General features: G+C 66.1%; 14 protein-coding genes. 1 reads left to right on the top strand and 13 read right to left on the bottom strand.

Going from position 1 to position 18,773, the window contains the following annotated elements; all coding sequences use genetic code 11:
* Positions 1-17: 17 nt before the first annotated feature.
* The 7 genes from secA to mtrA form a co-directional block, all read right to left on the bottom strand.
* Positions 18-2,756, bottom strand: a complete 2,739-nt coding sequence (gene secA, locus AC1DDO_RS10445; RefSeq protein WP_476868141.1) for a preprotein translocase subunit SecA — start codon at positions 2,754-2,756, stop codon at positions 18-20.
* 103 nt (positions 2,757-2,859) lie between these two features.
* Positions 2,860-4,074: a winged helix-turn-helix domain-containing protein gene (locus AC1DDO_RS10440; RefSeq protein ID WP_476868140.1), complete on the bottom strand. Its 1,215-nt coding sequence runs from the start codon at positions 4,072-4,074 to the stop codon at positions 2,860-2,862.
* Between the two features lie 32 nt (positions 4,075-4,106).
* Positions 4,107-4,832 carry a ribosome hibernation-promoting factor, HPF/YfiA family gene (gene hpf / locus AC1DDO_RS10435; protein ID WP_441407420.1) on the bottom strand — a complete coding sequence of 242 codons (726 nt, stop codon included), beginning with the start codon at positions 4,830-4,832 and terminating at the stop codon, positions 4,107-4,109.
* Positions 4,833-5,002: 170 nt separating this feature from the next.
* Entirely contained in the window at positions 5,003-6,001 is a 999-nt protein-coding gene (locus tag AC1DDO_RS10430) for a ComF family protein (protein ID WP_476971805.1), read from the bottom strand.
* Between the two features lie 68 nt (positions 6,002-6,069).
* A complete protein-coding gene (locus tag AC1DDO_RS10425) occupies positions 6,070-7,794 on the bottom strand; it encodes an LpqB family beta-propeller domain-containing protein (protein WP_476868138.1) in 1,725 nt (574 codons plus the stop codon).
* Positions 7,791-9,863 carry an MtrAB system histidine kinase MtrB gene (gene mtrB, locus AC1DDO_RS10420; RefSeq protein WP_476971804.1) on the bottom strand — a complete coding sequence of 691 codons (2,073 nt, stop codon included), beginning with the start codon at positions 9,861-9,863 and terminating at the stop codon, positions 7,791-7,793. Before mtrB ends, AC1DDO_RS10425 begins: the two co-directional genes overlap by 4 nt.
* Before the next feature lie 64 nt (positions 9,864-9,927).
* The gene (gene mtrA, locus AC1DDO_RS10415; protein ID WP_026538469.1) at positions 9,928-10,602 is read right to left on the bottom strand and encodes an MtrAB system response regulator MtrA; all 675 of its coding nucleotides are present in this window, start codon (positions 10,600-10,602) and stop codon (positions 9,928-9,930) included.
* 181 nt (positions 10,603-10,783) lie between these two features.
* Here mtrA and AC1DDO_RS10410 point away from each other — a divergent pair, with 181 nt between their 5' ends.
* Positions 10,784-11,491, top strand: a complete 708-nt coding sequence (locus tag AC1DDO_RS10410) for a DUF4166 domain-containing protein (protein WP_476971803.1) — start codon at positions 10,784-10,786, stop codon at positions 11,489-11,491.
* Positions 11,492-11,529: 38 nt separating this feature from the next.
* Here AC1DDO_RS10410 and AC1DDO_RS10405 read toward each other — a convergent pair whose 3' ends face one another.
* The 6 genes from AC1DDO_RS10405 to AC1DDO_RS10380 form a co-directional block, all read right to left on the bottom strand.
* Positions 11,530-12,573: a uroporphyrinogen decarboxylase/cobalamine-independent methonine synthase family protein gene (locus AC1DDO_RS10405; RefSeq protein ID WP_476971802.1), complete on the bottom strand. Its 1,044-nt coding sequence runs from the start codon at positions 12,571-12,573 to the stop codon at positions 11,530-11,532.
* Positions 12,574-12,575: 2 nt separating this feature from the next.
* Positions 12,576-12,992, bottom strand: coding sequence for a chorismate mutase (locus AC1DDO_RS10400; protein ID WP_476868134.1), 417 nt, complete (start codon positions 12,990-12,992; stop codon positions 12,576-12,578).
* A 131-nt stretch (positions 12,993-13,123) separates the two neighbouring features.
* On the bottom strand, positions 13,124-14,827 hold the full coding sequence (locus AC1DDO_RS10395) for an ABC transporter ATP-binding protein (protein WP_277522784.1): 1,704 nt from the start codon (positions 14,825-14,827) through the stop codon (positions 13,124-13,126).
* Positions 14,824-15,837, bottom strand: a complete 1,014-nt coding sequence (locus AC1DDO_RS10390; protein ID WP_476868132.1) for an ABC transporter permease — start codon at positions 15,835-15,837, stop codon at positions 14,824-14,826. The genes AC1DDO_RS10395 and AC1DDO_RS10390 overlap by 4 nt, the downstream gene beginning before the upstream one ends.
* Positions 15,838-15,839: 2 nt before the next feature.
* Positions 15,840-16,931 (bottom strand): ABC transporter permease, encoded by a 1,092-nt coding sequence (locus tag AC1DDO_RS10385; RefSeq protein ID WP_441407411.1) that lies wholly within the window; start codon positions 16,929-16,931, stop codon positions 15,840-15,842.
* A 134-nt stretch (positions 16,932-17,065) separates the two neighbouring features.
* Positions 17,066-18,694, bottom strand: a complete 1,629-nt coding sequence (locus AC1DDO_RS10380; RefSeq protein ID WP_441407410.1) for an ABC transporter substrate-binding protein — start codon at positions 18,692-18,694, stop codon at positions 17,066-17,068.
* Positions 18,695-18,773: the final 79 nt, after the last annotated feature.

Here is an 18,773-nt window from a genome sequence, read left to right as displayed (position 1 = left end):
GTGCGTTGGCTTCGTGCCTAGCGCCGCTTCTTCTTTGCCGCGCGGCGGCCGATGTCCTGCGCGGCGGCCTTGGCCGGGTTTCCCGATCGCCCGGAGCTCTTGGCCTCGATCCGGGTCTGGGCGGCGCCGTCCTCGCCGGGGGCGGTGTACTGCAGCTGCGCGGGTTTCTCCGGGGCTTCGAGTCCGGCAGCGTGGATCTGCGGCTCGTGGTGTTCGGTGTGCTGGCCCTCGGCGTCCGCGACAACAACGTCCTCGGCCGGCGTCACTTCGACGTCGAGGTTGAACAGGAAGCCGACGCTCTCCTCGCGGATGGCCTCCATCATGGCCTGGAACATGATGAAGCCCTCGCGCTGGTACTCGACCAGGGGATCGCGCTGGGCCATGGCGCGGAGCCCGATGCCCTCCTTGAGGTAGTCCATCTCGTAGAGGTGTTCCTGCCACTTCCGCCCGATGACGGACAGCACCACCCGGCGTTCCAGTTCGCGCATGCTCTCGGAGCCGATCGCCTGTTCCCTGGCCTGGTAGACCAGGCGGGCATCGGAGAGGATCTCTTCGCGGAGGAAGTCGACGGTGATGCGGGACTTGCCGCCGGCTTCGTCAATGACGTCGCGCGGCGTGAAGCTCACCGGGTAGAGGGTCTTGAGGTTGGACCACAGCAGGTTGAAGTCCCAGTCGTCGCCGGTGCCCTCGGCCGTGGCCGCATCGATGAAGGCGTTGATGGTGTCTTCCAGGAAGTACTGGACCTTCTCGTGGAGGTCGTCGCCTTCCAGAATGCGGCGCCGGTCACCGTAGATGGCCTCGCGCTGGCGGTTCAGGACGTCGTCGTACTTCAGCACGTTCTTGCGCTGCTCGGCGTTGCGGCCTTCCACCTGGCCCTGGGCCGAGGCAATGGCACGCGAGACGAGCTTGGATTCGAGCGCGACGTCGTCCGGCACCGAGCTGTTCATGAGCCGTTCGGCCGCGCCGGAGTTGAACAGGCGCATGAGGTCATCGGTCAGCGAGAGGTAGAACCGGGACTCGCCCGGGTCACCTTGGCGTCCGGAACGTCCGCGGAGCTGGTTGTCGATGCGGCGGGACTCGTGCCGTTCGGTACCCAGAACGTAGAGCCCGCCCAGGTTCAGGACTTCCTCGTGCTCGTCCTTGACGGCCTGCTTGGCAGACTCGAACGCCTCGGGCCATGCGGCCTCGTATTCCTCGGAGTTTTCCTCCGGGTCCAGGCCCCGCTTGGCCAGTTCGGCGACGGCGGTGAACTCGGCGTTGCCGCCGAGCATGATGTCGGTACCGCGGCCGGCCATGTTGGTCGCGACGGTGACGGCGCCCTTGCGGCCGGCCTGGGCCACAATGGACGCTTCACGGGCGTGGTTCTTGGCGTTCAGGACCTCGTGCCGGACGCCTTCCTTGGCCAGCAACCGGGAGAGGTATTCGCTCTTCTCGACGCTGGTGGTGCCCACGAGGACCGGCTGGCCGTTTTCGTGGCGTTCGGCGATGTCCTGGACCACGGCGTCGAACTTGACGGTCTCGTTCTTGTAGACGAGGTCGGCCTGGTCAATACGCGTCATGTCGCGGTTGGTGGGAATCGCGACGACGCCGAGCTTGTAGGTGCTCATGAACTCGGCGGCCTCGGTCTCGGCCGTGCCGGTCATGCCCGCGAGCTTGTCGTACATGCGGAAGTAGTTCTGCAGTGTGACCGTGGCGAGGGTCTGGTTTTCGGCCTTGATCTCGACGCCTTCCTTGGCTTCGATGGCCTGGTGCATGCCCTCGTTGTAGCGCCGGCCGGCGAGGATGCGGCCGGTGTGCTCATCGACGATCAGCACCTCGCCGTCGAGGATGACGTAGTCCTTGTCGCGTTTGAACAGTTCCTTGGCCTTGATGGCGTTGTTCAGGAAGCCGATCAGAGGCGTGTTGGCGGACTCGTAGAGGTTGTGGATGCCGAGGTAGTCCTCGACCTTTTCGATGCCGGCCTCCAGGACACCGACGGTGCGCTTCTTCTCATCGACTTCGTAGTCGGTCTCGGCGTGCAGGCGGGTGACCACCTTGGCGAATTCGCTGTACCACCGGTTGGTGTCGCCCTGGGCGGGGCCAGAGATGATGAGCGGGGTGCGGGCCTCGTCGATGAGGATCGAGTCCACTTCGTCAACGACGGCAAAGTGGTGGCCGCGCTGGACGAGTTCGGAACTGTCCCACGCCATGTTGTCGCGCAGGTAGTCGAAGCCGAATTCGTTGTTGGTGCCGTAGGTGATGTCCGCGGCGTACTGCTCGCGGCGCAGCGCGGGGTCCTGGTTGGAGAGGATGCAGCCGCTGGTCAGGCCTAGGAAACGGTAGACGCGGCCCATGAGGTCGGACTGGTATTCGGCGAGGTAGTCGTTCACGGTGACTACGTGGACGCCCTTGCCGGAGAGGGCATTGAGGTAGGCCGGAGCAGTGGCCACCAGGGTCTTACCTTCACCGGTCTTCATCTCGGCGATGTTGCCCAGGTGCAGGGCGGCACCGCCCATGAGCTGGACGTCGAAGTGGCGCATGCCCAGGGTACGGGAGGAGGCCTCGCGTACCGCAGCGAACGCTTCGGGCAGCAGATCGTCGAGCTTTTCGCCGGCCTGGTGGCGTTCGCGCAGACGGTCCGTCTCCTCGCGGAGCTCGGCGTCCGTGAAGGTCTGGAAGGAGCTCTCCAGGGCATTAATGGAATCGGCATAGTTCCGCAGTTGCCGCAGGGTTTTTTTGTCACCCGTGCGGAGAAGTTTTTCGATAAGTGATGCCACGTGAAATTGCTCCCAGTCTCAATCTGCCGAATTCTGGCGTGTTCAGTCTACGGGAGAGACGCAGGGCCGGTGGCGCCTGTTCCCTCACAGCGGATACTGCTGTTTACCGGGCAGCCACGGCTTCGGCGAGCGCCGGCGCGAGGTCCCCCGTTGGCGAGACAACAACCCCGGCCAGTCCCAGCCACTCTGCCATGAGGTGCAGTTCCGCGGCCAGTTCGACGGCGGTGTCCGCCGGCGCGCCGGGTTCGGCGTGGGCGGCCCTGACCAGGAGCCGGCCGCCGGCCCGGTCCGCCTTGAGGTCCACCCGCGCGACGATCCCGTCGCGGAGCAGGAACGGCAGGACGTAGTAGCCGTACTTCCGCTTCGGCTCCGGAGTGTAGATCTCGATCCGGTAGTGGAACCCGAACAGTTCCTCGAGCCGGCGGCGTTCGAACACCAGGGAGTCGAAGGGGCTCAGGAGCGCCCGGCCGGTGGCTGAACGCGGAAGTTTGGCCTCTGCGTGGCGGTACAGCGGCCGGTCCCAGCCGGCGACCTTTACCGGCTGCAGCCGGCCGGTGTCCACGAGGTTCGCGACTGACACGGCGGCGGCTTTCTGCGGCGTCCGGAAATAGTCCGCGAAGCACCGCACCGTCCCAATGCCGTGGGCCTGGGCCGCGGCGTCGATCAAACGGTCCATCGCGACGGCCGCGTCCGGTTCGGGCTCCGGCGTTCCTCCCGGCCCGGGCAGCACCCTGGCGGTGAGCATATAGCGCCGTTCGAAGGAATCGGTCCGCGACGATGCGGAGACAAGGCCCTCTTCGAACAGATGTTCCAGCACCCTCTTGACCACATTCCAGTTCCAGCCCCAGTTGTCCTGCTGCCGGTCCTCCACGTGGCCGAGCCTGGCCGTCAGTTCGCCCGCTGTCATTGGTTTGCCGGCCGCCAGGGTTTCCAGCACCCGGGCCGCCACGCCGTTGCGCAGTTCCGGGTCCATGGTGTGCGCGCCCACCCATTTGCGGTTCTGCCACTGCACGAGATCCTGGAAGTGGTCCGGGCGGATGAAGCACGCTTCGTGGGCCCAGTACTCGATCATCCGGCGGGGGTGGGTCCCGGCCATCCGCTGCAGGATGGTGCGGTCGTAGTTGCCCAGCCGCGAGAAGAATGGCAGGAAGTGGCTGCGGGACACCACATTGACGGAGTCGATCTGGACCAAGTGCAGCCGGGCAAAGGTACGGCCCACCGCCCGTGCGCTCACGGGTCCGGCGGGCCGTACTTTGTCCAATCCCTGGGCTGCCAATGCGATCCGCCGTGCCTGTGACAGGCTCAGCGATGCTTGCACGTTAGTCCCTTCGTCGGATGTTTTGCCCCAGCTTATGCGCTGGCGGGCTCATCCTCTGAACGGTAGGCCAGGATTTTCTCTTCCAGACTCGAATGTCCGGGCTCGCACGTCTGGTCCAAGGAGATGACCCCGTAGGTCCAGCCCTCGCGCCGGTAAACGACCGACGGCGCCTTGGTTTCCTTGTCCACGAAAAGGTAGAAGTCGTGACCCACAAGTTCCATGTTGTCGACGGCGTCATCGAGGGTGATCTGGGCCGCGGGGAATACCTTCCGGCGGATCAGCACGGGCGAATCGCCGGCCGGAATATCGTTCTCGACATCGTAGGGGGACTTCTCGGCCGCCGGCGTTTGGGTCTCCTGCTGGTGCGCCGCCTCCACGTAAAGAGGTTCGCTGGGGCTGGCCGGTTCGAGGGCTGCTGTCGCCTCGGTGACGGACTTCGGGGTGTGCCGGCCGTGGTGGACCTTCCTGCGGTCCCTGGCCCTGCGCAGGCGTTCAAGAAGCTTGTTGTAGGCGAGGTCGAACGCGGCGAACTTGTCGGCGGCACTCGCTTCTGCGCGGATAACCGGGCCGCGCCCCAGGACTGTCAACTCAACCGTGAGCGATTCGGCGGTCTGGCGGGCTTTGGTCTCCTTGGTGACCTTCGCGTCTACCCTCTGGACCTTGTCTCCCAGCGACGCGATCTTTGAGATCTTGTCGTCGGCATATTCGCGGAATCGGTCTGAGACCGTCAAGTTGCGTCCGCTAATCATGAACTCCATGGTGCCCTCCAAATGACTTCGGTGACACGACGGCGGTACTTCCCGGGGCCGATCTGACTGACAGTCGAGCCCCTTTCCGAGCCGCTATCGACAGGTACATCTGTTCTTGGTACCCATCATCGACGTTAGTTCATAGACACCTGTTATTCATCCTTTTACGGTTTATTTTTTTACGTCCCGCCCTTTACGCCCGCCATGTCGGGCCTGGCGACGCCGACGTCGGCAGGGGCAGGCGGGCGTGTCGCGGCCACCACCACGGCACCGCTGACAATGGCCCCCGCAGCCCGCAGCGCGCGGGCCGCCTCCGCCAGGGTCGCGCCGGTGGTCAGCACGTCATCGACGATGATGCAGGGCCGTCCCCAGACCTGCGGCGACCAGGGGCCGGCTCGGGCCCGCATGGACCCGCGGACCCGTAAAGCGCGGGCACCGCGGTCCAGTCCTTTCTGTCCGCCGCGCAGGTACCGCTCCCCGTTCCGGCGGGACCGCAGCAGTTCGAGCGGCATCCAACTCACCGCCGGCGGCCGCGTTTTTCGCAGGGCATCGGCGACGGTGAAGCTCGGGATTCCGCCGCCGCGGACGAGCCGGCGGAGCAGGAGATGGACGGGACTGAAACCGCGTTTGCGGTACGCGGCGGAGCTTGTGGGCACCGGGACGAGGACGAGACCCTGCGCCTGCCCGGCCGCGGCGTGCAGAGCCCGCGCCAAGCCCCGGGCCAGCTCGCCGGCCAGCCGCTGCTGCCCATGGCTTTTGAAGGACAGCAGGCACTGGGCCAGCTCTGCCCGGTAGGCCCCTGCAGCCACCACGGGCAACAGCACCGACCCGTCCATGTCCATCAGGGCCGGGGCCTGGGCCTCGGCCCGGAACGGCTTCAGCGTCAGCAGGCGGAGCTGCCGGGAGCAAGCGCCGCAGAGCGCCGAGTCTTCCGCGCCGCAGCACACGCAGTCCACGGGAATGGCCAGGGCGACCACCTCCGCCGCTGCCTCGGCCGTCCGGTCGCACAGTCTCGCCAGCGGCCGGGCGTAACTGCCGCGGTGCCGCGCCGATGTGGCTGCGGCCGGGGCAAGGTCCGGATCCGCGGCCGGCCGCCCGTGCCCGATGTCCTGTCCGGTGTGCGGGGTTGTCTGCTGGGCTGTCCGCCGGGCTGCCTGCCGGGCTGCGTGGCTGTTCATCGTCCGATCCTGGACCGGGGACGGCGTCGGTGGCAGCGCCGCGGGCCGCTATGTGGACAACTCCCCGGTCAGCCGGGGAACGACGGGTCGATCGGTCCCTTGAGCTGCGGTGACCAGCCGTTGCCCAGCCGCTGGAAGATCCCTTCCGCTGACTGGCCGTAGATCTCGGATGTGCCGTTGCCTGCGCTGAGGGCAGTGAGACCGGGCCACGGCGCCAGCTGCTGCGGCTCCGCTGAAGTCAGGGACAAGAGCTCGGGGGTGACGGCATCGCTGGCGGAGGCCTTCATGACCGCGACCGTGGTGTCATCCACCCAGACCCCCTGGTCAGGATCCCGGGGGGTGAGCAGCGTCAGGGGCACGGTCAGGTCCCTTGGCGTGCCGTCGGCGTTACGGATGATGCCGGTGATCTGGACTTTGCTCTTCCCGTTCTGCTCCGAAATGACCAGCGCGCGCGTGCCGTCCCGGGAAATCCGGAACTCCTTGACGGTCCTGCCGGCGAGCCAACCCGGCGTCAGGGTGACGGTGGGCACGGTGGCGCTCTCCGCCACGCCGACGGGCCGGTAGGCCACCACTTCCGTGGCTCCGGCCGCGCCCGGTCCGGCGGTCCAGACCCAGTCGTACCGGCCGAAGGACGGCCTGGACAGCGAGGCCCGCGTGGTCAGTGCCCTGGCAGGCTGGCCCGGAACGATTGAGTACAGCGTGGTGCGGGCGGCGTTGAGGAACGCGGCGGCCTGCGACTCGGTCGACTCCGCAGGTGCCCGCGGCGAGAGGGCCGCGACGGACTGGATGTCTGGCAGCGGTGAGAGCCGGTTGTTCTCGTACCGGACCAGGTCGTTGTTGCTGACGGCGATCTGGTAGGCGGGGATACTTTCATCCCGGACAGGGGGCAGGACCGTGCCGTTGTCCTCGACACGCACCAGGTCCTGGTTTGCCCGGAGCTCGACATTGATGACATCCGGCTGGCTGCGGAACGTCAGGGCCAGCTGGGTCTGCATCCGCAGCCGGTCCTCGTTGGAGGCGTCGACGAGGTCCTTGGCGGTGAGATCGACCTGCGCTGCGCCGGAGACCACGGGCACGGACTCGCGGGCCAGCTTGATGCCGGACGGGAACGCACTGACGACGGCGCCCTTGAGGTACGGGGCAGGTCCGCCCAGCAGGGCGCTCGTCATGGCCTTGACGGTCTTCTTGCGGATGAACCACCGGACGTCCGGCACGGCGTACGTGAACGTGGGGTCGTAGAAATAAATCGGGTACGCGCCGTAGATGACCTTGAAGGTCTCTTCCGGAATGGCCGTCCCGTCCGGGAGATCGGAGATCCGCCACTCGCCGTCCACCTGGGTCAGCGTGACCGGGATGCTCTCGGTGGTGCCTTCGGGAAGCTGCGTGGCCACGCCGTCGGCGTCCACCGAATAGGCGACGTCGAGCTGGTAGTTGAAGACGTTTTCGACGCCGGTGGCCACCACTGTGGCCTTTCGGAAAACGAGGGCCCGCTGGTCCGGTTTCCAGGTCACCGACGAACCCTGGGTGAGGTACTGCCGGGCCACGGCGTAGTCGTCCTCATAGCCGCTGCCGGCCAGGTAGAAGTCCTCGATGACAGCCTCGGGTCCCGCACCCGGACGCGGCGCGGACGGGAAGAAGACCGGGGCGTTGGGGTTTCCCGCGCTCTCGTCAGTGCTCTTGCCCACCGGCCCGGAGCGCGGAATCTGGGCGCATGAGGTCAACAGCAGCAGGAGCACAGCAAGCAACGCTGCCCCCACCCGGGTGAATTTTCCCGACATGGAAACACTGCTCATGCCCTGCCCTCCGTCCCAGTTCCCCGGGGGCCGGCCGGTCCGCCGTCCGGGTTTGCCCCGCCGACGGCGCCGCCGTCGCCGTCGCCGTCGCCAGTGAAGTCATCTGTGAAGTCGCCAGCGAAGTCATCAGCAATATCATCCGCAGAGCCGTCTGCCTCCGCCCCGCGGGCGACGCCGGTCTCCGCGGTCCCCGGCGAGGCTTCCGCGGTTCGCGGCGGGTCCAGCAGCACGACGGTCCGCTGGGTGCCCGCCGCCGGGAGGCCGACATGCACCGGCTCGAGCTGGAGCGGGGACTTGGTGATCGGCTCGTCGCGGCGCAGCGGAAGGGTCAGGCGGAAGTTCGAGCCGTGGCCCTTGCTCCCCCACGCCTGCAGCCAGCCGTCGTGGAGCTTGGTGTCCTCCGCGGCGATGGACAGGCCCAGGCCGCTGCCGCCCGTGGTGCGGGCCCGGGCGGGATCGGCGCGCCAGAAGCGGTCGAAGACGCGGGCGGCCTCAGCCGGGGTCATGCCGATGCCGTGATCCCGTACGGCCACGGCTACCGAAGTGCCGTTGGCGGCCACGGAGACGTTGACGGGCCGGCCCTCGCCGTGCTCAAGGGCGTTCAGGATGAGGTTACGCAGGATCCGATCGATCCTGCGGTCGTCCATGTCGACAATGATGCTGCCGGCCGGAGTGTTGAGGGTCACGGCTGAGCCATATTCGGCGGCGACCGGCGCCACCCCCTCAATGACGTGCGCCACGAGCTGCACAATGTCCGTCGGTTCGGCGTCGAGGGTGGCCGCGCCCGCGTCAAAGCGGGAAATTTCCAGGAGGTCCGCCAGGAGCGATTGGAAGCGCTCCACCTGGTTGTAGAGCAGCTCTGCGGACCGCTTGTTGATGGGGTCGAAATCCTCGCGCGCGTCATAAAGGACTTCCGCGGCCATGCGCACCGTGGTCAGCGGCGTGCGGAGCTCGTGGGAGACATCGGAGACGAAGCGCTGCTGCATTTGCGAGAGCGTGGCCAGCTGCGTGATTTGCTCCTGGAGGCTTGCCGCCATGTGGTTGAAGGAGGCACCGAGCCGGGCGACCTCGTCCTCGCCCTTGACCACCATGCGTTCCTGCAGCTGTCCGGCCGCGAGCTTCTCCGAAACGACGGCGGCATGGCTGACCGGGCTGACCACGTTGCGGGTGACATACCAGGCGACGCCGCCGATCATCAGCACCAGCAGGGCACCGCCGGCCAGCAGGACGTTCTGGATCTCGTCCAGTGTCTTCTGCGCCGTGTTGAGGTCGTAGATGAGGTAAAGCTCGTAGACGGTGCCGTTGAAGGTCACCTTGTTGCCGACGGCGATGCCGGGTCGGTCCTCGGTCCCCACGGGGAACTGCGTGGAGGCCCAGTACTGGTCCTTGCCGGAGTCCTGCACGGCTTTGCGCAGGTCCGGCGGGATGACGCCGATGGTGAGCTGGTCGGAGGCCCGGGATTCAACCCAGCGGTTGCGCGGCTTGGTCTGCTCCGGCATGGCCTCGAAGACGTAGCGACGCTGGATCACGGACCCGCGGCCCTCGACGGCGTTCAGGGTGTCGTAGACCAGCGTGATGACGCTGGACTGGTCCGTGACCTGGGCGCCGTCGAACGTGTCCTGGACCTGCTTGACGTTGTAGCGCGTCTCCGATTCGGCCTGGGCGAGCCGCTCCTGGAACAGGTTGTTGGCGATCTGGTTGGACAGGTAAGCGCCAACGACCGCGAACGAGCCGATGGCCAGCAGGAGCGTGGTCAGGACGGTCCGGAACTGCAGCGAACGCCGCCACTTCTTCTGCACCGAGCGGAGCAGGTAGAGGACGCCGGGCCAGAAGCGCCGTCCCCCGGTCCGGACCAGGCGTGCGACCCGGACGCCAACGATCCTCGCGCGCTTGGCCCACAGCCGGGTACGGAAGGCGAATCCGCGCCAAAGACCCGGTCCGCCGCCGGCAGGGGGCGTCCCGGGCTCGTGCAGGATCTCGGGCACGATGGCGGGCTCGCCGTCGAGGTCGACGGTGGGCAGGGCGGACGGCTCAGCGGACAACTCTGCCGGCGCCGTGTCTTGCGTCATTTCCGGCGTCATTTCCGGCGACTCCGCCGTCGCTATGCGCTGCGGGACACTGCGGTCCGCAGGCTCAGGAACCTGCTTTATAGCCGACACCACGGACCGTCAATACAACTTCGGGGGCTTCTGGATCGCGTTCAATCTTGGACCTCAGCCGCTGGACATGGACATTGACCAGCCGGGTGTCGGCGGCGTGCCGATAGCCCCAGACCTGCTCCAGGAGCAGTTCACGCGTAAACACTTGCCACGGCTTGCGGGCCAGGGCGACAAGGAGGTCGAATTCCAGCGGCGTCAGGGAAATCCGGTCGTTGCCGCGGCTGACCAGGTGGCCAGCGACGTCGATCGTGACGTCGGCGATCCGCAGCGTTTCCGGGGCCTTCTGGTCGCCCGGGCGGAGCCGGGCCCGGACGCGGGCGACCAGCTCGGCGGGTTTGAAAGGCTTCGGCACGTAGTCATCGGCCCCGGACTCCAGGCCGCGGACCACGTCCGAGGTGTCCGCTTTGGCGGTCAGCATCACGATCGGGACGTCTGACTCGGCACGGACCTGGCGGCACACTTCAATGCCGTCCATGCCCGGAAGCATCAGGTCAAGCAGGACGAGGTCCGGTTTGGAGGAGCGGAACACGTCCAGCGCCTGTGCTCCGTCGGCGCAGAAGACGGGTTCGAAGCCGTCATTGCGCAGCACAATACCTATCATCTCGGCGAGCGCCTCGTCATCGTCCACTACCAGAATGCGTGCCTTCATAGTTATATATTCCCCCATTGAATTGGCTTTGTCGTATCGGGCGGCCCACCGGCATGGCGCAGGCGGGCGTGCCGTGGCGGCCCGGACCGCGCCGAGGCGCCGGAAAGTTGTGACAATTGCCGCCATGTCCTGCATGCTGTGGAAAAGCCCCTTACACCGGCCCGGACCGCAGGAGGAACCCGTGAACACCCCCATCTACAAGCGCGCCCTGGGCCCTGACTTTGCCCGGCTGCAGCCGGAACTCCAAGAATACTTCGCGTTGGCGCCGGGGTCCGGCCACTATGGCGTCGGCGAGGGGGTCTTCGACGTCGTCGGCTGCCGGCAGGCCTGGCTGAGGCCCCTGCTGCGGCTCACCGCCGGCGAGCAGGCCTTCTTCCCCGAATACGGCGAGGGCGTCCGCTTCCGGATCGAAAACCACGCCCACCTGGACCCGTTCGGCAGGTCAAGCCTGACGGCCCGGCGCGAGATCTTCTTCCCCGGAACCACCCGGCTGTTCCACGACACCACCAGCCTTGACGAATCCGGGGGCCGGCCGCGGCTCGTGGATTACGTGGGCAGGTTCCGGCGGCTCACCACCGACCTCAATCTCAGCGTGACGCCCGAGGGCAGGCTCCGCGGCGTGTCCGAGGCCTCCCGGCTGTTCCTGGGTCCATTGCGGATTCCGCTGCCGACGGCGCTCGACGCCAAGGCCTATGCCGAGCAGTGGTGGGAGCCGCAGGACGGCGGCCGCCACCGGATCCAGGTCAAGGTGATCCAGCCCCAGCTCGGCCTGGTCCTGGTGTACGCCGGCCGCTTCGACTACCGACTCGAGCCCTATCCCGGCGGTGTGGCGACGCCGGGCTACCTTCCCGGGCACGCACGTCCGGACGGTTGGGAGAGCAGGATCTGAGTCGGGACGCCGGCGTCACCGGCGGACCCGGGCGCTGGCTAGCCGAGGGCGAGCTGGTTGAGTCCGTCCGCCACCTGGGTCAGCCGGGTCAGGACCGCCCTCGCCGCGGCCGGTGTGTGCAGCGCCAGCCCCTCCGACGGCGTGACCCTCAGCGCACCCAGCGTGGACGCCGGCAAACCCAGCTGCCGCCACGGGCGCCACACGTTTTCCACGACGTCGCCAACCCTTGGCAGCCTCGCGCCGGGATCCGTCACGTCCAGCGCGCCGGCCCAGAGCCGCTTGCCGGCCTCCACCGCGCCCGCGAGTTGCTCCCACTGGCGCGAGGTCAGGGCCCGGAGCGGCACGGCGATTCCGTCGGCGCCTGCCGCCAGGATCCACTCGAAGGGCGCCTCGACCTCGGAGACGGCCACGACGGTTTCCACGGCGCCGGCGGCCCGGAGCGCGTCGATGACCAATTGCCAGGACTCGGTGACTTCCCGGCCCGGCACCGAGCGCAGGGTCCGGTAACCGCTGGAGGTGGGAATGGTGCCGGCCAGCACGGAGGAAATCTCAGGTTCGTCGATTTGGACCACGATCCGGGCACCGGGGGCAGCCTCTGCCACCCGCTTGAGGTAACCTTCCACACCCGCTGCCAGCGAAGCCGCAATCTCGCGGCGGGCACCAAAGTCGATCAGGGCCCGTTCCCCGTTGTGCAGGTGCAGGCCGGCGGCAAGGCTGAGCGGCCCGCGCAGCTGGATCTTGATATCCTCCGACGGCGCTTCCTCGGCCCCGATCACGTCCGCCAGGATGTTGATGTCGGTGGACAGGGCGGATTTTGCCCGCTGCAGGTCCTTGCCGGGACGGTCCACGAACCTCCAGCCATGCGGCTGGACGTCGACTGCCAGCTCCACGAGCAGGGACGCTGTCCGGCCCAGTGCATCGGAGCCGACGCCGCGGTCGGGAAGTTCGGCAAGGAACGGCAGGTGCGGGGTGCCCAGTTCACCGCGGATGATGCGGGCGGCCTCAGCCGGGTCCTCGCCGGGCCACGGGCCCAGGCCCGTCGCGGTCACTTGCCCCGGAGCGGGCGAGTCTGTTCCGGCCATGGTCAGGCGTCTGCGGTGCGGGCTGCGTCCGCGGAGCCGGAGGCCTGGGCGGCCTGGTGGTCTTCGGCAATGGCCTCGTGGTGGCGGATGACCTCGCCGATGATGAAGTTCAGGAATTTCTCCGCGAATGCCGGGTCGAGGTGGGCCTCGGCGGCGAGGTGCCGCAGCCGGGCGATCTGGGCCGTTTCCCGGCCGGGGTCCCCGGCGGGAAGTTTGTGTGCGGCCTTGAGGAAGCCGACCTTCTGGGTCGCCTTGAAGCGCTCGGCCAGGAGGAAGACGAGGGTGGCATCGATGTTGTCGATGCTGGAGCGGATCGACAACAGCTCCGCCATCACCGCGGGGTCCACGGAACCGGCCAGGGAGCTTGCCGCCGGGTCGTAGGAATCGGTTTCAGGAAGATTGAGGTTCTGCTCGGTCATTGATCCAGTCTAGGGGCACGGCGGCTAATGCCTTCGGCTGTTAAGCGCCGTTGCAGGGGCCTGGCCCGGCACGCAAAAGGGACATGCCCACCGTTCATGGTGAACGGTGGGCATGTCCCTTGGCGGTGGGCCTAGCTGTGAAGCACGGCCTTGAACGCCTCGCGGCGCCTGGCCTGCTCGTCGGGATCCGGAACAGGCAGCGAAGCGATGAGCTTCTTCGTGTAGTCGTGCTGCGGGTTGCCCATCACCTGGTTACCGAGGCCCTGCTCCACCATCTTGCCCTTGTAGAGCACCCCGACCCAGTGGGAGAGCATGTCCACCACGGCGAGGTCATGGCTGATGAACAGGGCCGCGAAGCCGAACTCCTGCTGGATTTCCTTGAACAGTTCCAGCACCACGGCCTGCACGGACACGTCCAGGGCCGAGGTCGGCTCATCCGCGATAAGCAGCTTCGGGTTCAGGATGAGCGCCCGCGCCAGGGAGGCACGCTGGCGCTGCCCGCCGGAGAGTTCGTGCGGGAACCGGTCAGCGTACGACGCCGGCAGCTGCACTGACTCGAGCAGCTCACCGACCCGCTTGCGCGCCTCAGCCGCGGTCGGGTTCGAGTGGATGATCAGCGGTTCCGCCACACAGTCGCCGATGGTCAGCTGCGGGTTGAACGAGGCCGCCGGGTCCTGGAATACGAAGCCGATCTCCTTGCGGAGCGGCTTGAAGGTGCGCTCCTTGAAGTTCAGCATTTCGTAACCCAGCACATTCAGGCTGCCGCCCGTGGTCCGGTTGAGTCCCGCGATCGCCCGGCCGATGGTGGTCTTGCCGGAACCGGACTCCCCCACGAGACCGAAAACTTCGCCTTCGGACACGGTGAAGCTGACGCCGTCAACGGCCTTGAAGGCCGGGCTGCCCAGCCGCCCCGGGTACTCGATGGTCAGGTTCTTGGCCTCAACCAGCACTTTGCCGCCCTGGTGGGCGCGCTCCACCATACCCTCCGACGCGGAGTTGCGGCCCAAGTGCGGCACAGCGGCGAGGAGCTTCTTGGTGTAGTCCTCCTTGGGCTGGGCGAAGAGCACCCGTGAGGATGCCTCCTCCACAACGTCGCCCTGGTACATGACCACGACGCGGTCGGCGAGGTCGGCGACAACGCCCATATTGTGCGTAATCAGAACGATGGACGTTCCGTAGTTGTCGCGCAGGTCCCGCAGCAGTTCAAGGATCTCGGCCTGCACGGTGACGTCCAGGGCAGTCGTCGGCTCGTCCGCCACGATGAGGCCAGGGTTCAGGGCCAGCGCTGCGGCAATCACAACGCGCTGTTTCTGGCCGCCCGAGAACTGGTGCGGGTAGTAGTTGACCCGCGTTTCCGGGTCCGGGATGCCCACTTTGCGGAGGGCTTCAATTGCCCGCGCCTTGGCTTCCTTGGCCGAGACCTTGCTGCGGCCGCCAGTGCCGGCGTGTGCGCGGATTCCTTCGGCGATCTGCCAGCCCACGGTGAAGACCGGGTTAAGGGCGGTGGATGGTTCCTGGAACACCATGGCCACATCGCGGCCCCTGATCTCCCGCAGTTTCGCCTCGCTGACGCTGATGACGTTGTTGCCGTTGATCAGGACCGCGCCCTGACTGATAGCCGTCTCCGGCAAGAGTCCCAGGATGGTCTTGGCCGTTACAGTCTTGCCGGATCCCGATTCGCCAACGATGGCCACAACCTCGCCGGGGTTGACCTGGAGGCTGACGTCCTTGACGGCGTACACGTCCCCGGCATCAGTGGCGAACGTGACCTTGAGGCGGTCGATGTCCAGGACCGGGCCCGCGCCCTGGCCAGGCTTGTCGATGTTGATGGTCATAGAACTCTCGATTCTGCTTCGAGTGCAGCCTGGGCACCGGCGGTGGAGTCAGGTCCGCCCTTGCCTGCCACAGCCTTCTTCCGGCCCCGCAGGCGGGGATCGTTGAGGTCGTTGATGCTCTCACCGACGAGGGTCAGCCCAAGCACGGTCAGGACGATCGCCGTACCGGGGTAAACACCGGTCCACCAGATGCCCGAGGAGGCGTCTGCTATGGCCTTGTTCAGGTCGTAGCCCCACTCGGCGGCAGAGGTCGGTTCGATGCCGAACCCGAGGAAGCCGAGGCCCGCCAGGGTCAGGATGGCCTCGGACGCATTCAACGTGAAAATCAATGGCAGCGTGCGGGTTGCGTTCTTGAAGATGTGCCGACCCATGATGCGAACGCTTGAGGCACCCACCACCTTGGCTGACTCGACGTACGGCTCCGCCTTTAGCCGGATGGTCTCGGCCCGGATGACGCGGAAGTACTGCGGGACGAACACCACCGAGATGGAGATGGAGCAGGCAACAATGCCTCCCCAGAAACTGGACTGGCCGTGGCTGATGACTATTGACATCACGATGGCCAGCAGCAGGGACGGGAATGCGTAGATCGCATCGGCGATCACCACGAGCAACCGATCGAGCCAGCCGCCGAAGTACCCGCTGACGAGGCCGAGGGCTACGCCGAGGAAGATTGACATGGCCACGGCGACGATGATGACCACCGCGGCCGTCTGGGCGCCCCAGAGCACTCGGGAATAGACGTCATAGCCACCCACCGTGGTGCCCCAGATGTGGGCCGGACTGGGGGGCTGCTGTGTCGGGAAGGGACCCGCTGCGTCGCTGAGCTGGGCAAACCCGTAGGGCGCGATCCACGGCGCAAACACGGCGACGAGCAGGAAGACGACGGACAGGACCAGGCCGGTGACGAGCATGCCGCGCTGCAGCCCGACGCTCGAGCGGAAATGCGAGATCACCGGCAGCCGGTAGAAGAGGGGCTGCTTGCGCCCGCTTACTTTGGTTGCATTCATGGTTAGTACCTCACTCGCGGGTCGATCAGGGCTGCGACGACGTCCACGATGAAGTTCGTGACGGCAACGATAACCGCCAGCATCACGACGATTCCCTGGACGGCGACGAAGTCGCGGGCGTTCAGGTATTGCACCAGCTGGTAGCCGAGGCCCTTCCACTCGAAGGTGGACTCAGTGAGAACGGCGCCGCCGAGCAGGAGGGCAATCTGGAGCCCCATGACTGTGATGATCGGAATCAGGGCAGGCTTGTAGGCATGCTTGGTCACGAGCCGGAAATTGCTGACGCCGCGGGACCTGCCGGCCTCGACGTAGTCCTTGCCCAGTGTTCCGATGACGTTGGTGCGGACCAGCCGCAGGAAGACCCCTGCCGTCAGCAGCCCCAGAGTGAGTGCGGGGAGGACTGAATGGGACGCGACGTCGCCGAACGCAGCCATGTTGCCGCTGCGCAAGGCATCCAGCCAGTAGATCCCGGTCGGTGCGGCCAGGCTTCCCATGGCCAGTTCGGTCCTGGTGGAGGCCCGTCCTGCGACGGGCAGCCAGCCGAGCCAGACGGAGAAGGCCAGCTTCATCAGCAGGCCGGCGAAGAATACCGGGGTGGCATAGCAGAGGATGGCGAAGAACCGCAGGACGGCGTCGGGCGCCTTATCGCGTTTGTAGGCGGAGATGAGCCCGAGCGGGATGCCGACCAAAAGCGCCACGATGAGGGCATTGATGGCCAGTTCCAGGGTTGCCGTGCCAAAGGTGATGATCATTTCGACAACGGGCCGGCGGTCGGTGATGGTGGTGCCGAAATTGCCGGTCGCCACCTGGCCAACGTATTCGAGGTACTGCACGAGGATCGGGCGGTCGTAGCCGGCGTCGTGGATGCGCTGCGCGAGCGCCTCCGGGGGAAGCCTGCCGCCCTGCGCTGCGGTGATGGGGTCGCCGATGACCCGCATCAGGAAGAAGACCAAAGTCACCAAAATGAAAATGGTCGGAATGATCAGGAAGAACCGGACCAGGATGTAGGTCCCCAAGCCCCCACCCGAGGATTTTTTCTTGGACGGAAGAAGTCCGTCGGCGTCGTTTAGCGGCGCCTCAGTCAATGTTGTCATTGGTACCTAAGATTGTGCTGTCGCGGCCTTGGGCGGGCCGGCGTGAACTGCGGGGTGCGGCAATGACCAGCAAAGGCGGGGCGCCTTCAGGGCGCCCCGCCTCGCAGGCTGGTCAGGACAGCACGGATGCAGCCTTACTTGGAAATAGTTCCCAAACGGAACTTGAAGGAGGCATCGAGGGTGGAATCGACACCCTTGACACCGCTGCCGGAAATGGCAACCTGCGCGCCCTGGAGCAACGGAAGCGTGGAGATGTCCTTGGCGAGGGCATTCTGCGCATCCTTGATCGTGGACTCGCGTTCAGTCTTATCAACGGTGGTGAGCTGCTTGCTGATCAGGTCGTTGACGGTCGGGTTGTTGTAGTGGTTCTTCAGGAAGCCGCCCTCCGGGAAGAACGGGGTCAGGTAGTTGTCGGCGTCGCTGAAGTCCGGGAACCAGCCAAACTGGAACAGGGGGTACTCATCGGCCCGGCTGGCCTTGCTGTAGGTGACCCATTCCGTGGACTGCAGGTTGACCTTGAACAAACCGGACTTCTCCAGCTGGTCCTTGATCATGGCGTACTCGTCGCCGGAGGACTTGCCGTAGTGGTCCGGGTTGTACTGCAGGTTCATCGAGACGGGAGTCGTCACACCGGCGTCGGCCAGGACCTTCTTGGCCTTGTCCAGGCTGGGCTTGCCGGCGTCGCCGTAAGCGTCCTTGAACGATTCGTTGGCGCCGAGGAAACCGCTGGGAACGTTGGAGTACAGCGGCAGGTAGGTGCCCTTGTAGACCTGGTCCGCGATGGACTGGCGGTCAACGAGGTTCGCGATGGCCTGGCGGACGGCGAGCGCCTTGGCCGGATCTGCATCCGGAGCCTTCGCGCCGAACGGCATGGTGTCGTAGTTGAACGTGATGTAGCGGATTTCGCCGCCGGGGCCAATGTTGACCTTGACCTTGGAGTCCTTCTTCAGGTCATCGACGTCGGTGGCGCTCAGGCTGCGGTTCGCGACGTCGATGTTCCCCTGCTGGATGTCCAGCTTCATGTTGGTGGGGTCGGCGTAGTACTTGATCGTGGCGGCATCGTTGGCCGGCTTGCCGAGGACTCCCTGGTAGTCAGGGAATGCCTTGAAGCTGACCAGCTCGTTCTTCTTGTACGTGTCGATCACGTACTGGCCGTAGAACGCCTTGGCCTTGACGATCGAGTCGTCGTCAAGCAGTTTGTCGGCCGGGAAGACTTCATCGTCTACGATCGGCGCGGCGGGGCTGCTGAGGATCTGAGCGAACGTCTGGTCGTTTGCCTGCTTCAGCTTGAAGACCACGGTGTTGGCATCGGGGGCGGTGATGCTGTCGATGTTGGTCAGCAGGCTGGCGGGGCCGGCGGGATCGTTGATCTTGGTCTGCCGGTCGAAGGAGAACTTGACGTCCTTGGAGTCGAGCGTGTGCCCGTTGGCCCATTTGAGGCCCGGCTTGAGCTTGACCGTGTACTCGGTCGGCGAGGTGAAGGACGCAGACTCGGCCAGGTCCGGCACGGGATCTGCGCTGCCGGGCTTCGAGTTGAGGAGGAAAGAGTAGATCTGGTTCATCACCATAAACGAACCGTTGTCATACGCGCCCGCAGGATCCAAGGCGGTGACCTTGTCCGTGGTGCCGTAGGCGATCGGACCGCTTGCTGCGGCTGATGACCCGCCAGCGCCGCCGGTCGGCCCTGTGCAGGCCGTCAGTGCAAAGGCGGAAACCCCGGCCAGCGCGATGACGCTCTGCCAGGCCTTTTTGTTCATTGCCATCTGTGAACTTTCTGTTCGATGCGTTCTAGCGCAGCCCAAAGTGAAACGAATGACTCGATGGGCGGCACGCTTTGCTGAT

The sequence above is a fragment of the Arthrobacter sp. 10N43 genome (genome assembly GCF_056394525.1).
Note: the sequence above shows the minus strand (reverse complement) of the source record. Positions and strands in the feature narration are given on the sequence as shown.